This window comes from Neobacillus sp. YX16 (genome assembly GCF_030123505.1).
GTDB lineage: Bacteria > Bacillota > Bacilli > Bacillales > Cytobacillaceae > Neobacillus.
Map to the genome: position 1 here is coordinate 2,066,947 of NZ_CP126115.1, position 14,803 is coordinate 2,081,749.

Genomic DNA, 14,803 nt, shown 5'->3' on the forward strand with positions numbered 1-14,803 from the left:
GCTATTCTCCTTTATTTAAATAGGATGAAAGTTCTCTTCTTGGACCAGATATCTGTTTTTTTCTATTGATGTTTTCCAGATTGACGGGGAGGTAGGGGAATAGCTTTTTTAGCTTGGCCAATCTTTGTTCTGCCTCAAACTGGTCAATAGAGTGATCGTTGATCAAGTTAAAAAGTTGTTTGTTTACCTCAAATTTGAAGGCTTGATTTTGGCTAAACTCTGATTCCACTAACCGCTTTGCCATTTCATTCTTTTCTCCAAGCTTCCCTGCAGTGATAAAATCACCTGCTTGAAGGGCTTCTTTAATCGAGGCAGAAATCCGGCGGGCTTCCTCCAAGTCCAGAGCCTCTTGATAGGCAGATAGTTCTGCGTTCCGGTCTAAATCAGCGATCTCCTCATCATGGCGCTGGTCCCGAATACCTTGTCGGATCAAGACACGAACATTTCGAACCACAATACCAGCCTCTCTTAACACCTTGACTAATGGCGAGGTTTGAAAAAACTCTTCAATATGCCGTGCAAAACTCAGATCCTCTTCAATAGGATAAAATCTTGCTTCCGACTCCACCCAGAAGGGCAGATTATTGTTAATAATGGTGCCAATTTCTCCTGCATTTTGTTGAACTAACCGTTCTGGGTGTTCAACGGCAATATCGATAAATAAATTGACAGAAAACCGTCGTCCTCTTGTAGACGATGGGACTTCCTCCTTAAAGGTAATGGTTTGCTGCTGCATATTGACTGTATAAACCTTTTTATATTTGCCAATCCGCAATTCACTACGTGACAAACGCTCTCCATTTTTAACTGCATAGTATTTATTGTGATTATTAACATAAACAAAGGCATAAGTTATCGACGACGCCGGCGGTTTTTCCAAAAAACTAAATTTTACGTCTTTAACATCTTCAATAAAATGCATTAAGTTATTCCCTCCAGGTTAACTATTTTTATTGAGAGAGCACTTACCCTTGTCTACATTCTATGCAGACAATCAGAAGAAAAGCCCAAATTACGCAGAAATCGGGGGTTGAGGGAGTTGAAGTAACATAATTAAAAGGAGTAAATATAACGAGGGACTTTGATTAATGAAGTATTTCTGCTGTTTACTAACATAAAGGCTTTGTTAAAGAATAATGTTGTTATTTGATTTTATCGAACGGTTGTTCTATAATGGCTGGACTAAAATTACCGAGAGCGAGTGAGTTTTAATGGTGTTAGCGGACATAATTAACCAAATCAGAAATCTTAGCCGAAGAGACCAGCAGCGATTGAAGGAGTTCTTTACAAACTCATTAGGGAGTGCAGCAGAAACAGAGTATGTATTCAAAGATGTATCAGAACAGAAACACAAAGACGGCTACACCTGCACTCATTGTCAATCCACTAACGTCATTCGTTTCGGTAAATACCAAGTTAAAACTACAATCAATACCATTGAACGCCAAAGATACCGCTGCAAAGAGTGCTGTAAAACATTCACAGATATGACGAACACTCCTCTTCACAGAACACATATGCCGAGTAAATGACTTCAGTTTATCGAATGTATGATTGAGGGGTATTCCCTTCGAAAATCAGCTAAACTCATTGGTGCTCATTATGTGACGCTTTTTTATTGGAGGCATAAAATTCTAACTGCATTAAAGCAGATGGATTTTGAACTTTTTGAAGGCATAGTAGAAATGGATGAAACCTATTTTCTCTATTCCGAGAAAGGAAAACGGAATATCCAAGGACGAAAACCAAGGTTACGCAGTGCGAGTTCAGAGTTTATAGGAATAAGCAAGGACCAAGTATGCGTTCTTGTAGCTAGAGACCGCCAAAAGAGAACGTTTTCCAGAACAATTGGAAAAGGGCGGATTATAAAAAAGAGTTTGGACGAAGCGTTAGGTTCAGAGCTATCAATTCAAAATGTTCTATGTACGGATGCTTGGCGGGCGTTTATGACTTATGCCAAAGAAAAAGGAATTGAGCATCATCGCTTTAAAGCAAATGGTAGGGAGCGAGTTAAAGTGATTTATCATATCCAGAATGTAAATAGTTATCACAGCCGTTTAAAGAGCTGGATGGAGCGTTTTAATGGTGTAGCGACTAAATATCTAGACCATTATTTGAGCTGGTTCCAATTCTTAGACACCATCAAACATATAAAAGATAACTTTACGATAACCAAAATGGTTTTAGACAGTTGTTCTTTTTCAGTTAACATAACTTATGATAAACTAATGTTATCGGAATTTTCCGAATAATAGGAAGTTTATTGTTCCGTTAAAGGGCAGGTTAATTCAATAATCGGAAGGAAAAAGGTATATAGAAAGGGAACTATTTGATATACCGGATTAAATAAAGGAGAGAAGGCTATGAGTAAATCATTTATTGAACAAGTACATTATATTAGAATTCCTGTAAAAGATTTAGAACTGTCTGCACAATGGTATAGAGATGTATTAGGGCTCCAGTTACTAAACAATACTGAGGAACTTGCAATTTTAAAAGTAAATGAAGGACCTTTCTTACTTATCTTAGTTCCTACCGAAGATGAAACATTTTCACATTTTACAATTGATAATGAACAAGAATTTAGCATTGGCTTTACAAGTCCAGAATTATCTAAATTTCATCAACACTTAATTGATAATCAAGTTAAGGTCGAGGATATAAAAGAAGATAATGGTCATGCCTTTTTCCACTTTTATGACCCAAATGGTAATAAACTTCAAGTACACTGGTAAGATTATAATAAATAAATTACCTTATTTCATTAACGGGTGCTTTAACGGAATAAGAACGGGAACGTCCAAATCAGACGTTCCCATATTTTTTGCCTGAAAAACAACAATACTATTTAACAAAGCCAACATAAAAGTAATCGTTTAATTATAGTTGATTCTCAAGGGATAAAAACAGCCTGGAGAAAAGAACATTTTCTACGGGCATTAGCATGATTGATAAGAAAAAGTAAGAAGGGAGGTACTAAAAGATAAACAAGTTAGTTTTTAGTAACGATAAAGGGAGGAAACTTATCAAAACAGTAGACTAATCTTAAGATTCTTAAATTCATTGTCGGCAATTGCTATTTGTATATTTTCAGGGAAAAATAAAACCTAGAAAAATCAAGGCTTTTTGACGTCCCGAAGAGGATTCGAACCTCCGACATACAGTTTAAGAAGAGTATGAAAAAGGTAAAACTGGATGCAATATACTCTCCGGAATGATTATTATCAAGCCTTTTTATTAATTAAAATTAATTTAATACAATAAAATTAATATGGTTTTACTGAGTTTTTCGGCAATTTTTCGGCAATTTAGGATTCTGCTCATCCAAGACCCACGCCTAAAATTACCCCAGCAATCACTTCAAATTTCTAATGGTCCAAAGGCACCCACACTATGAAAACAGTCTTTCAACTTATCCTTTTATATTGAAGAATTAAAGGATATTAGAATTATTTTTCCTTTTCCATTTAAACTAGTAAGTGTGATAACAGGGGGAAGGTTTCATTGAAATGAATGGAACCACTTATCCTATTAAAAAAGGGGACCATTTTCTTCTTCCTTTTGAATTCGGGGAATTTACGCTTTATGGGAATGCGGAATTCATAAGTTCTCATTTATAAAGATCATTGTGTTTTTTTACCAACATTAAATGATATTATTGTGAAACTGTAAAAATAATGGAGAATCATTTAAAAGAGCAGGATTCTTCCTGCTCTTTTGCTAATCATGAATATTTGATCTGTTTTCCAAAAAATTTTATAAAAATATTTCGCTTGACGAAGTAATTTGTCCTGTGCTATTTTTGTATGCATGTGCGTTCTTCAAACCAGTTATTTATTAATCGCTTTTTTAATAATGCTGAACTTTTTTAAAAATATATATCAATGGTTTTATAGAAAGGAGAGTAATAGTTGAATACTTTAACAGGCAGGAAACGATTACAACTTGCATTACTATTAGGGTCACTTGGTCTTTTAGGTCCTTTTACGATCGATACGTATTTGCCATCATTTCCTACGATTGTGAAAGACTATGATACAACGGCATCTCTCGTTCAAGTTAGTTTAACGACTTGCCTACTTGGATTAGGATTGGGTCAATTAATTATTGGACCGATGAGTGATGTGCAAGGCCGCCGGAAACCGCTCAGGACTTTCCTCTTTTTGTATTTAATCGCTTCTGTAATTTGTGCATTTGCACCCAATATTTATACTTTTATAGGTGCCCGTTTCATTCAAGGCTTTGCGGCAGCAGGCGGTCTCGTTATTTCTAGGGCAATCGTTCGCGATCTCTACAGTGGAAGAGAATTGACGAAGTTTTTCTCTTTATTGATGTTAGTGGGTAATCTCGGACCGATCGTGGCACCGATTGCCGGAGCCATTATCCTGGCGTTTACAGACTGGTCAGGAGTTTTTCTAGTTTTATCGTGTATAGGAATTGTCTTAGTTTTAATGGTTTCATGGAAACTAGAGGAAACCCTACCTAAGGAAAAGCGTGTCCCAAGTGATTTTTCACAGGTCGTAAAGAATTTTGGTTCCTTGTTCAGGGATCGAGAGTTTACAGGGTATGCCCTTACTCAAGGATTAATCGTTGCAGGGATCTTTGCTTATGTTTCAGGTATTCCTTTTGTTTATCAAAATATTTACGGTGTATCTCCGCAAGTATTCAGTCTATTATTTGGAGTAAATGGTGTTGCGTTGATTATTGGAAGTCAATTGGTTGGACGTTTAGCCGATTTTATATCTGAAGCGACCTTCTTAAAGATCGGGCTATTTACGGCTAACATAGCGGGTGCTGTGTTACTTGCAGCTCTTCTGTTGAAGGCGCCACTAATTGCCGTTGCAATTCCTATCTTCTTGTTTATTGGATCATTAGCCGTCATTTCTTCAACTTCGTTCACGTTAGCTATGGAGAAACAAGGCCATATAGCAGGAAGTGCCTCTGCGCTTTTAGGGCTTTTGCCATTTGTTCTGGGGTCTTTGACAGCTCCACTTGTTGGAATAGCAGGAGAGTATACAGCCATTCCAATGGGGGTTATTATGTTTGCAACTAGCTTTATCGCTTTATTGATTTATTTTGGTGTAGTCCGGAAAGTTTTCAAGGTTCAGCCAAGAAGGAAGCTGAAGGGGAATTTTTAAATTAAGGGATAATAGAAACGCCTGACTGATCATCGTCAGGCGTTTTCTTTATTGAATTTTTTACCAAAAATAAAAAGCCTTGAAAAATCAAGGCTTTTTGACGTCCCGAAGAGGATTCGAACCTCCGACCTACAGTTTAGGAAACTGTTGCTTTTCGCTATTTATGTGTAACCATTGATTTATAAAGGTTTGTACGACTGATAGTGCGATTTAGTTCCTACAGCCTAGTATGTAGTAAGTCCTACTATCACTATTATTAGTAATTAAATTATAAATGTCAATGAATCTATGAAATAATTATTTTTATCAGCGTATAGGTCTTTTTTCGTTTTCTTGGGTACTACAGAAGGAATTTTGCCATGAGAGGAGAATTAATAACTCGGGGTGGGGTTTTGGTAGTGTGTGTCATGTCAAAAATATATAAGGAGTTGAATGACGCACATGAATTATTCAAAAAGTGAAGGAAAAAAATTGGATGCTATTGAACAGTTAAAAGAGCAACAAAGAGAGTTGAAGAGACGTCATGCAGAAGGGGAACAAAAGAAACCATCACAAAATGAGCGATTAATCGCAGAAGCTGTTAGAGCTTCAGAGGAACGTTATAAAAGTTATAATGCTGGTATTGAAAAGTTAATACAACAACAACTAGAGATTAGGGAGCGATTAGCTGCTGGGGAACAAAACAATCCATTAGAAAATGATAGGCAAGAAATAAGAAAGGTCACATTAGAAAATGATCCTGTGAAACGGTTAGAAGAGTATCAAAGTGAAATGATAAGAGATTTAGAATCTGTTCATGCGTTATTAGAACAACAAACAGAAATAATAAAACGTTTAATATCCAAGATACAAAGGTAATTATCAAAAGGTCGTGTCTCCCATTGGGAGAACGGCTTTTTTGTTTTTATAACTTAATTCCTACAACAAAAACACATGTTCGTATATAATTTTAATGAGGTGATTCCATGTCATACCATATTATGCTGACAAGAAAAATTTCAGATTTAAAAGGGCAGTCACAAATCCAAGTCCAAGTAATGGATTCAGCTGCTACACAGATTATTTATTTCACGCTAGATGAGCTGCCAGAAGAATTTAAGGAGTACATAAGAGGCATACTGCCTCAGATTAAAGACGGTAGATGGCACTATGGAGGAAAGATGTAGAGTTAAAGAAAGGAATCAGAACTTATCAGAATCCTTTTTCTTAACTTAACTTAAATTATTTTCTTTCTTTAAGCGCAGATACGACCATTAGATTCGTAATAGGATTATCAGAAACAATAAATGATCTCTTGTAATTTGGGTACTTATTAACTATTTCTTCATATGTACCGGTATCTTTAATAAATTCTGCTTTATAAATAAAACATTTTGCATGCTGAATTTGTGTAGCCATGGTATCAGTGTGAACTTGGTCGTTTCTTTTAAATGGTTTCCTACAAACCATGCAATGAGGTTGTACTTTTACTCTTTCCATATAACACCTCCTTCCTTTCTTAAACTTACACAAAGTTAGGTAAGAAAACTTGGAAAATCGGAAAAATTCATTTATCTTTCACATCTCGTTCAAAAAATTGTGAAGGATTGCACTTAAACAAACGTGGCAGTTAAATGGAATAAGGAATTTTACCATAACCAGGTTAATAACATTAAGGATTATCATATGGGGAATATAAATTTGTTGGAGTTAAGATTATTAGCATTTCAGCTTTAGCTTGGAATCCTTTTTAAATTATATAAATTTATTCGCTTTTCAAGGTATTTTAGTAGTATAATAGTATAGGTATTTCTACAAATATTTACAAAAAGGGGATAATTATGAAGAGATTAACCTACATATTTATGGCGTTTTTATTAGTTTTCCTTGCAGCTTGTTCATCAAATGAATCAACTAGCAAAGAGGAAAATGCTGAAACAAAGAAAGAAGAGAAAATGAAAGAAGAGGCAGAAACTAAAGCGAAGGCAGAAGCTGAAGCCAAAGCGAAAGAAGAAGCTGAGGCAAAAGCAAAGGCAGAAGCTGAAGCCAAAGCGAAAGAAGAAGCTGAGGCTAAAGCAAAGGCAGAAGCTGAAGCCAAAGCGAAAGAAGAAGCCGAGGCAAAAGCAAAGGCAGAAGCTGAAGCCAAAGCGAAAGAAGAAGCTGAGGCTTCAGCAAGTTCGACTACGTCAAGTGGAGGGTCAGAGTTCTTTGCCAACTGTACTGATTTAAGAAAGGTATATCCAAATGGCGTACCAGCTGATCATCCAGCGTATCAATCTAAAATGGACAGAGATAAAGATAATTATGCTTGTGAGAATTAGTAGACTTATGAGGTAATTTATTTGTATTAATCGGCCCCTCTCAAATAAATGAGAAGGGCTTATTTTCTGTAAGGATATAACTTCTTCAACTATCGAAGCTAAAACAAATGGTATAAAATCATATGTACGTCTTGTTCACACGAGCAACTATGCTCTTTGTCGTTAATTTTGAGAATGAAAATGAATTTGAAAGAATGATAAAACTGGTGAAAAATATAAAATCTAAAGGAGCAAAGGTTTCATTGGATTTTATCCATAAAACGCATTGCTTCTCTCAGAGTTCTTACACATTGTGAGTCTCTAAATCTTATACAATATTAACCGTAATATTATATATTTAAGGTGAATGTATAAATAACCGAGATAAATATTGTACATAATTCTAATTCAATTATAAAAAGAGGTGCAATATGCAACAAAAATGGTATCAAAAATCATGGGGGATTATTTTATTACTCCTTTCACTTCTTATTTTATTTACTAGTTGTTCACAACAAAATAATACAGAAATCAAAATAAATAAAACTGAAGAAGTAAGCAAAAATAACGCAGCCACTGCTGAAAGCAAAAAAAGTAAACCTGACGATGCAGCCGAAAAAACGACTAGTGAAAGTGTAGTCAATCCAAGCGTTCCTGCCACTAGTACACCAACGATAACAAGTGTTAATGGTGACTTTGACTACAGTAAATATACACTCATTGTAGTAGATGGTGGAGATATGTCAGGATATAGAAAGCCGAATGTCAGAGTCGATGTCGGGTTTGGCGACAGAGAATATTGGGCTTTTACAAATGAATACGGGCAGTTAATTCGTGTGGAGGCAAAAAAAATAACACTCCAAAATCCGAATACAGACCATGTTTTATCGTCTGGTAGATACTATTCTGATGAGGCAAAGGTTCCTGGCACAGAGAGTCCAGATTTAGATGAAGGCCATGTCATTGCCGACTCACTGGGGGGAGTATCAAACGCCTATAACATTACACCTCAAGACAGTATTCTTAATCGGCACGGTGACCAAGCGTATATGGAAAAAGTGATTCGAGATGCAGGAGGTGCTACAGATTTCGTAGCAGTGATTCAATATCCGAATACGCAAACACAAATTCCTAACCATTATAAATTCACCTACAACATTCAGGGCAGAACCATTACAGATGAATTTGACAATGTAAACCCTGATGAAGTGAACAAAAATTTAGAGGGACAGGCAGGTACGGTCAGTACACCACCGAAAACAGAAAATGTACCAGCAAACGAAACGGTAAGTGGCAATGAAGATGTTAGCAAGGTGGACACTAATCATAATGGACAAGTTACAATCGCTGAGGCTAAAGCTGCTGGCTTTAAAATGCCAATTACGCGTGATTCATGGCTCTATAAATATATGGACGATCGTGATGGTGATGGCCTCGTAGGTGAATAAATGGGGTTATGTGGCTATTCTTTTGTTGTTCTCGGCTCTATGAAATTAAGAAAAATGATATGGTGGTAATCTGAATGCTTGATAGAATAGTTAACTTTTTTGAAAGATTATTTAATATTTTTGATATGGTGCATAAAATAAAACGTAAAATTAAAAGATGGTTTTCAAAAAACTTTATATTTATATTCTTCGCGTTATTTATTATCGTGGCACTTCTTTTAAGTAGATAATGCAATTCATGTACGGTAATAATGTAAAGAACTAATATTTATTTATTTTTTTGAAGCAGTTCTTATTGCACTAACAGGCATTAGTTTAAGAAAGGTGATCATCATTACATGATGGTCACTTTTTATTTCATTCCCAATGCTGGATAGTTAGGTATTCCATAAATGACAATTAGTTACCAATGAACCCAGCGCAAATATCTCGTACAATTATCATGAGGTGGTTTATGTGTTTGTTTCACCAATGCTATTACAAAGGTCAGAACAGCCTTTCGATGATGATTCATATATTACAGAACTTAAGCTAGATGGCATAAGACTGATACTTTCTAAGTTTAATAACAGGGTGCAACTATACACCCGTCATAATAACGAGGTTACTGTTAGGTTTCCGGAATTTTTATCAATAGATATTCCGGATGGAACTGTTTTAGATGGAGAGATTATTGTTACTGATCTAGCTGGAAAACCAGACTTTGAAGCTATGATGAGCCGGTTTCAATCAAGGCGCTCGTACCTTGAAAACAGTACGCTAAGTTATGTCGTTTTCGATGTAATTCAATATAAAGGTGAGTCTGTTACCAAGCTACCGTTAATAGAGAGAAAGCAGCTGCTAAATGAAATTTTAACCCAGGATACGAGTTTAGTTGCGAAAGTTAAATATATAGAAGGTCATGGTGCAGCATACTTTGATTTGGTAAAAGCACAGGGATTAGAGGGAATCGTACTAAAGCGCAAGGACTCTCGATAAGAGGTCGGTAAACGTAGTAAGTCATGGCTAAAGGTGATTAATTACCAATATACAGTTGTAGTGATTACGGGGGTAAGAAAAGGCGAATTTGGGCTGTTGCTGAGCTTTCTAGATGGCAAACCAGCTGGACTAATGGAATTTTTGCCACCGGCTGAACGTAAGAATCTATACAGGCAGCAGCGAGTTATTTCAGTGGATGTGAATTTTACTTTTATTGAACCGATAAAGTGCTGGGTAAAATATCGGAACATGACTAAAGCTGGATTTCTTCGGATACCGTCATTTGTAAAATGGGAATAATGGAAGAATTTAAGGGTGAAATCATCAATGGTTTCATCATTTTTTATATTGAAATCTGAAATCCAAGAAGAATCAGATGATTAACCAAACCATGAAATATATACAAATTACTGAAAAATGGTAAAATAAAGCATGAATATAGGTTAAATTAACGGGGGACTTTTATGACTTGTGCTTATTGCAAAAAGGATAGAACGCTTACAGGAGAACATTTAATTCCTATGTCACTAATCGATATGTTTCCAGAATGTGATATAAATGTCTGGCCAGATAAAACCTTTAAAAGTGATAAAATAGTAATAAATGATGTTTGTAATGTCTGTAACAATGGATTTTTGTCTGATCTTGATGGTTATGGTGGAAAACTGGTTAATGAGTATTTTTTAAGAACCTACGAGGCTGATGATCAGCTTGTCTTACCTTATGAACATTCAATATTATCTCGATGGCTTCTAAAAATTTTATTTAATAACGCTAGAAGTTTAAAAATAGATACAACCTGGTTTGAGTCAAACCTAAAATTTTTACTCGGGGAATCTTCTGAATCTGATCTTGAGTTTTCTTTATTTGGAGGACTGGCTGTTGATATGACTCCGTTACCAGAATTCTTTTTTGACAATTTGAAATTAGGTGTATATTTTGATCCTAAAATTATGAAAGAAAGTATTCTGGAATATGAAACCCCTAGTAAGGTTAGTGTTAACAAAAGAGAATCTGAATCAATTTCAATTAATAATTTAATGCATTCTGCAATCTTACGTTTTGGTTCTGGGTTGTTCTTAGTGTTTCTTTGGGATAAGGACGTAAATTCTGCTTATAAGCAAGGATTTGAAAGAATGATGGAAATTGTATACCCCTATTCTCTATTAAATAAAGAATTAGGAGAGGCTGCACTTAAACGGGTTACCCATGCATATAACTATCATCATTATTATTTGATTGATACTTCTGCTGGTTTAAATATAGCTGACCGAACAAATGCCTTTCTTCCTTTTGACGTTAATCCTATACAAAAACGTAAAGAAGATAGTAAAGAGTGGGACAAGCATGTGGATACTGTACGAGAAAACAGGGCGTTGAGGAGACAACGAGAACGTGAAAAAAAGAGAAAGAATAAACAGAAAAATAAACAAAGGTAATAGAAGCCCTTTATTATTATTTGGACCGTCGTTCGACGGTCCTTTTTATAGTTAGTGCCTTTCTTTAATTATATTTCAGTGTCAAAAACTTTGCTTTTTAGCTTTAGCATAAATGGTTGACCGAGGAGCGCCGGCATTTTTACCAATATCGTTTACGCTTAGACCGTTAGATTCACTGCAGAATAGAGCTTTATAGCCTATTAAACTTCCTTCTTAGCCTTACCGATACGCCCAAAATTATATTTTAGTAATGTCATATATCTGGCTAATAATGGTAAGATTGACTTAGGGAGGGACTTGTAAAATGGTATACTATTATCGGAACCGGAGTATAAAAAAGAAAACTACGAACAAAAATATTGAACCAAAAAGGATTATAAAAATGAATTGTCCATTACATGGGGAATTAGTAGCTGACACTTCGTGGAATAAATTTATCTTATATGAATCTCTCAATAAAGAAACTCAAAGAATTGAAACCAAATGTTACAGGTGCTTAGACGAGCGAATTACTAAAAGTAGAAATGAAATTATTAATAAAGAATTACTAGAAAATAAAGGAGTAACTTGTACTGATTTATCCAATAAGGCCTATATCTATGATTGGGTAACTGCCATTTTTCTTGTAATTTCAAGCTTCGGTTCATTCCTCATATGGGCATTTCAAAATGGAATGTTAGCGTTATTGAATGTAGGGATATTTGGAATTATAACCATATTATTAAACTGGAGAAAGAGGTTTTTAGAAAAAAAGTCCATGGAAATGTCGAGGGCTTCAAAAGTGCATACAATTAGAGACGCTAAATCAATTATTAGGGAAGAAGCTTTTGCTGTAGCTACATGGCGAAAAAAACAGGAAAAAATAAAAAAAGAAAAAGTAAATTATTCGTTTGCTGAAATTGATAAAATGCCAGGAGTTCAATTTGAAAATTTCATTAAAAACCTTTTAAACAAGAATGGATATGAAAATCCACAAATTACGAAAGCTTCAGGTGATGAAGGGGTGGATATAATAGCTTATAAGAACGGTAAAAAAATAGCCATTCAATGTAAAAGATACTCAGGGAAAATTTCTAACAGTGCTATACAACAAGTATACGCTGGTAAGGCTTTTTATGAGTGTCAAGAAGCATATGTAATAACAAATTCCTACTTTACTGAGAATGCCATTACCCTTGCCAAAAAACTTAAAGTTAAATTAATAAACAGAGAAGGTTTATTTGATTTAATGCAAAACATTACCAATAAACAAAATGAAAATATTTCTGAATATCAGATTAAATTGTTTTAGATAAACGGATTGAATGATGAACAAAGAAAGGAAATCATATTGTTTAATCTTTAAAATTAATTTATTTATTAGAAAAACAAAAAAGACACGGAGTTCGATATGATCAAAGAATATCAATCATTATTAGTTAAAAATCCAAGACTAGCATTAGAATGGCACCCAAATAAAAATACGCCTATTACACCCAATGATGTTTCAGCCGGATCAAATATTTACGTTTGGTGGCTTTGTGAAAACGGACATGAATGGAAAGCTATGATAAATTCAAGAAATGCTGGTAGGGGTTGCCCGATATGTATAGGAAGGTTTCAAGAACCCTTATCAAAGACACACCCGGAATTAGCTTCAGAATGGCACCCTAAAATGAATAGTGAATTAACTCCCGGTAGCGTAACAGCTGGGTCTTCAAAAAAGATATATTGGCTTTGTAATAAATGTGATTACACATGGCAATCAACGATAGCTAATAGAAAAAATGGCAACGGATGTCCTAAATGTGCTGGGAAGGTAGTTACAGATGAAAACTGTTTAGCTTATGTTAATCCCTCTGTGCTAAGTGAATGGCACCCTTCAAGGAATAAAGATATAACTCCATATAAAATCCATGCTTACTCGGATAAGAAAGTCTGGTGGTTGTGTAAAGAATGCAGCCGGGAATGGAGAGCAACTCCGAACCATAGAACTAGAATGAAAACAGGGTGCCCAAGTTGTAAAGAAAGGCATAATGTTTCTTTTGACGAATTGGCTTTTGTTTACTTTTATAAACAAGTTTTTTTAGATGTGAAGTTTAACTACGAGGTAGAAGCCGGGGACAAGAGGTATAAGGTGGACTTATTTGTACCTAAGTATAATTTAATATTAGAGTATGATAGTGAATTTTTCCACAGACATAGGATTCAAAGCGATATTGAAAAAAGTATCCAGCTTTTGAGAAACAACTATCTCCTTATTAGAATGCGTGAGAATGGCTTACCCGAAATAATTACGCATGGTATAAACATTGTTCCTTTCCAGAATAAAAATAAAGAACAACTACAATCTGCCATAATCGACTCATTTGGATACATAAAAGATAAGGTTCAACTTACACAAGATGAGCTGAATAGAATGGAAGAAACGGTACAAACAGTTGATATTGAAAAGCAACGATTCAATATTCTTAAACAAGTCCCTCCAATCGAACAAAAAAACAATATTAAAGAATTTAGTGACACATTAGCAGTTCAATTTGATTTAGATAAAAATTTTCCTTTTAGACCGGAACATTTTTCTAACGGGTCTAAATTTAAAGTATGGTGGATGTGTGAACATGGACATTGCTGGGAAGCTGCACCTTCTACTCGGAAGAAAGGGAATGGATGTCCCTTTTGTGCTGGACAAAAAGTTACTAGAGAAACTTCATTAGGGTCAGTTAGAGAAGATCTTGCTAAAGAGTGGGATTATGATAAAAATTATGGAATAACACCGTTTGATATTCCACCTAACTCTAATAAGAAATTTTGGTGGTTATGTTCAAAAGGGCACTCCTATGAATCTTCAACGGATCATAGGAATAATAGAGGGGATGGCTGCCCGTATTGTGGAGGGAAAAAAGTAAACAATGATAATTGCTTAGCCACAGTAAATCCTTCTCTTGCTTCTCAATGGCACCCAACAAAAAATGAAATTTTAACACCCTATGATGTTACTCCCGGTTCACAAAAGAAGGTATGGTGGAAATGTGAAAAGGGGCATGAATGGGAAGCCGTTGTATATAGTAGGAATGGGAGTAAAAGTAACAAGCCAAAAGGTTGTAAAAAGTGTTACGAGATAGGACGGTCAAAAAAGCTTTAAAAGTTTCGAGTTACCATTCCAAAGTTTGGGCTGCTGCTGAGCTTTCTAGATGGAAAAACCAGCTGGAGTAATGGAGTTCATGCCATCAGGAGAAAAAATGCGCCTGTATCGGCAGCAGAAAGTTGTTTCAGAAGATGAAAATTTCATCTATATTGAGCCGATTCATTGCCGGGTTAAGTATAGGAACATAACTAAGGATGGATTTCTAAGGATTCCGTCATTTGTAGACTGGAAATAAAAACAACAAAAGTGGTGAGATCAAAAATGGTCTCATCCTTTTTTATTATTATACTATCTAATATTAATTTCGTTATAAAGTTAAGTCCCTAGGTGCTATGAATGTTAACCTTACAAAACATAATTTATATGACCGTTTATTTCTCTTTCAGTAAAGATC

At 35.2% G+C, this 14,803-nt stretch carries 12 protein-coding genes and 4 pseudogenes; 13 read left to right on the forward strand and 3 right to left on the reverse strand.

Annotated elements, in window-relative coordinates; genetic code table 11:
* Position 1 precedes the first annotated feature (1 nt).
* Positions 2-922 carry a hypothetical protein gene (locus tag QNH48_RS10085; RefSeq protein WP_283954769.1) on the reverse strand — a complete coding sequence of 307 codons (921 nt, stop codon included), beginning with the start codon at positions 920-922 and terminating at the stop codon, positions 2-4.
* Between the two features lie 289 nt (positions 923-1,211).
* On the opposite strand from QNH48_RS10085, the pseudogene QNH48_RS10090 reads away from it, so the two are divergent.
* The 6 genes and pseudogenes from QNH48_RS10090 (at position 1,212) to QNH48_RS10110 (ending at position 6,304) form a co-directional block, all read left to right on the forward strand.
* A pseudogene (locus QNH48_RS10090) lies at positions 1,212-2,252 on the forward strand (IS1595 family transposase).
* 111 nt (positions 2,253-2,363) lie between these two features.
* Positions 2,364-2,735 carry a VOC family protein gene (locus tag QNH48_RS10095; protein WP_283954770.1) on the forward strand — a complete coding sequence of 124 codons (372 nt, stop codon included), beginning with the start codon at positions 2,364-2,366 and terminating at the stop codon, positions 2,733-2,735.
* Between the two features lie 765 nt (positions 2,736-3,500).
* Positions 3,501-3,620, forward strand: a pseudogene (locus QNH48_RS30460) (mannose-6-phosphate isomerase); the annotation flags it as partial.
* A gap of 291 nt (positions 3,621-3,911) precedes the next feature.
* The gene (locus tag QNH48_RS10100) at positions 3,912-5,138 is read left to right on the forward strand and encodes a Bcr/CflA family multidrug efflux MFS transporter (RefSeq protein WP_283954771.1); all 1,227 of its coding nucleotides are present in this window, start codon (positions 3,912-3,914) and stop codon (positions 5,136-5,138) included.
* Positions 5,139-5,579: 441 nt separating this feature from the next.
* Positions 5,580-5,996, forward strand: a complete 417-nt coding sequence (locus QNH48_RS10105; protein WP_283954772.1) for a hypothetical protein — start codon at positions 5,580-5,582, stop codon at positions 5,994-5,996.
* 122 nt (positions 5,997-6,118) lie between these two features.
* On the forward strand, positions 6,119-6,304 hold the full coding sequence (locus QNH48_RS10110) for a hypothetical protein (protein ID WP_283954773.1): 186 nt from the start codon (positions 6,119-6,121) through the stop codon (positions 6,302-6,304).
* A 55-nt stretch (positions 6,305-6,359) separates the two neighbouring features.
* On the opposite strand, the gene QNH48_RS10115 is transcribed toward QNH48_RS10110, so the two are convergent.
* Entirely contained in the window at positions 6,360-6,587 is a 228-nt protein-coding gene (locus tag QNH48_RS10115; RefSeq protein WP_283954774.1) for a hypothetical protein, read from the reverse strand.
* 371 nt (positions 6,588-6,958) lie between these two features.
* Here QNH48_RS10115 and QNH48_RS10120 point away from each other — a divergent pair, with 371 nt between their 5' ends.
* The 4 genes and pseudogenes from QNH48_RS10120 (at position 6,959) to QNH48_RS10135 (ending at position 11,282) form a co-directional block, all read left to right on the forward strand.
* The gene (locus tag QNH48_RS10120; protein WP_283954775.1) at positions 6,959-7,438 is read left to right on the forward strand and encodes an excalibur calcium-binding domain-containing protein; all 480 of its coding nucleotides are present in this window, start codon (positions 6,959-6,961) and stop codon (positions 7,436-7,438) included.
* A 410-nt stretch (positions 7,439-7,848) separates the two neighbouring features.
* Positions 7,849-8,865 carry a DNA/RNA non-specific endonuclease gene (locus QNH48_RS10125; protein ID WP_283954776.1) on the forward strand — a complete coding sequence of 339 codons (1,017 nt, stop codon included), beginning with the start codon at positions 7,849-7,851 and terminating at the stop codon, positions 8,863-8,865.
* A 456-nt stretch (positions 8,866-9,321) separates the two neighbouring features.
* Positions 9,322-10,143 (forward strand): annotated as a pseudogene (locus QNH48_RS10130) (ATP-dependent DNA ligase).
* Positions 10,144-10,307: 164 nt separating this feature from the next.
* The gene (locus tag QNH48_RS10135) at positions 10,308-11,282 is read left to right on the forward strand and encodes a hypothetical protein (RefSeq protein WP_283954777.1); all 975 of its coding nucleotides are present in this window, start codon (positions 10,308-10,310) and stop codon (positions 11,280-11,282) included.
* Between the two features lie 81 nt (positions 11,283-11,363).
* Here the strand turns inward: QNH48_RS10135 and QNH48_RS30535 are convergent.
* Positions 11,364-11,465, reverse strand: a pseudogene (locus QNH48_RS30535) (recombinase family protein); the annotation flags it as partial.
* Between the two features lie 121 nt (positions 11,466-11,586).
* Between QNH48_RS30535 and QNH48_RS10140 the strand changes: the two are divergent.
* From QNH48_RS10140 to QNH48_RS10150, 3 genes are all read left to right on the forward strand, one after another.
* Positions 11,587-12,573, forward strand: a complete 987-nt coding sequence (locus tag QNH48_RS10140; RefSeq protein ID WP_283954778.1) for a restriction endonuclease — start codon at positions 11,587-11,589, stop codon at positions 12,571-12,573.
* 99 nt (positions 12,574-12,672) lie between these two features.
* Positions 12,673-14,406, forward strand: a complete 1,734-nt coding sequence (locus tag QNH48_RS10145) for a zinc-ribbon domain-containing protein (RefSeq protein WP_283954779.1) — start codon at positions 12,673-12,675, stop codon at positions 14,404-14,406.
* 49 nt (positions 14,407-14,455) lie between these two features.
* Positions 14,456-14,644 (forward strand): hypothetical protein, encoded by a 189-nt coding sequence (locus QNH48_RS10150; RefSeq protein WP_283954780.1) that lies wholly within the window; start codon positions 14,456-14,458, stop codon positions 14,642-14,644.
* Positions 14,645-14,803 lie beyond the last annotated feature (159 nt).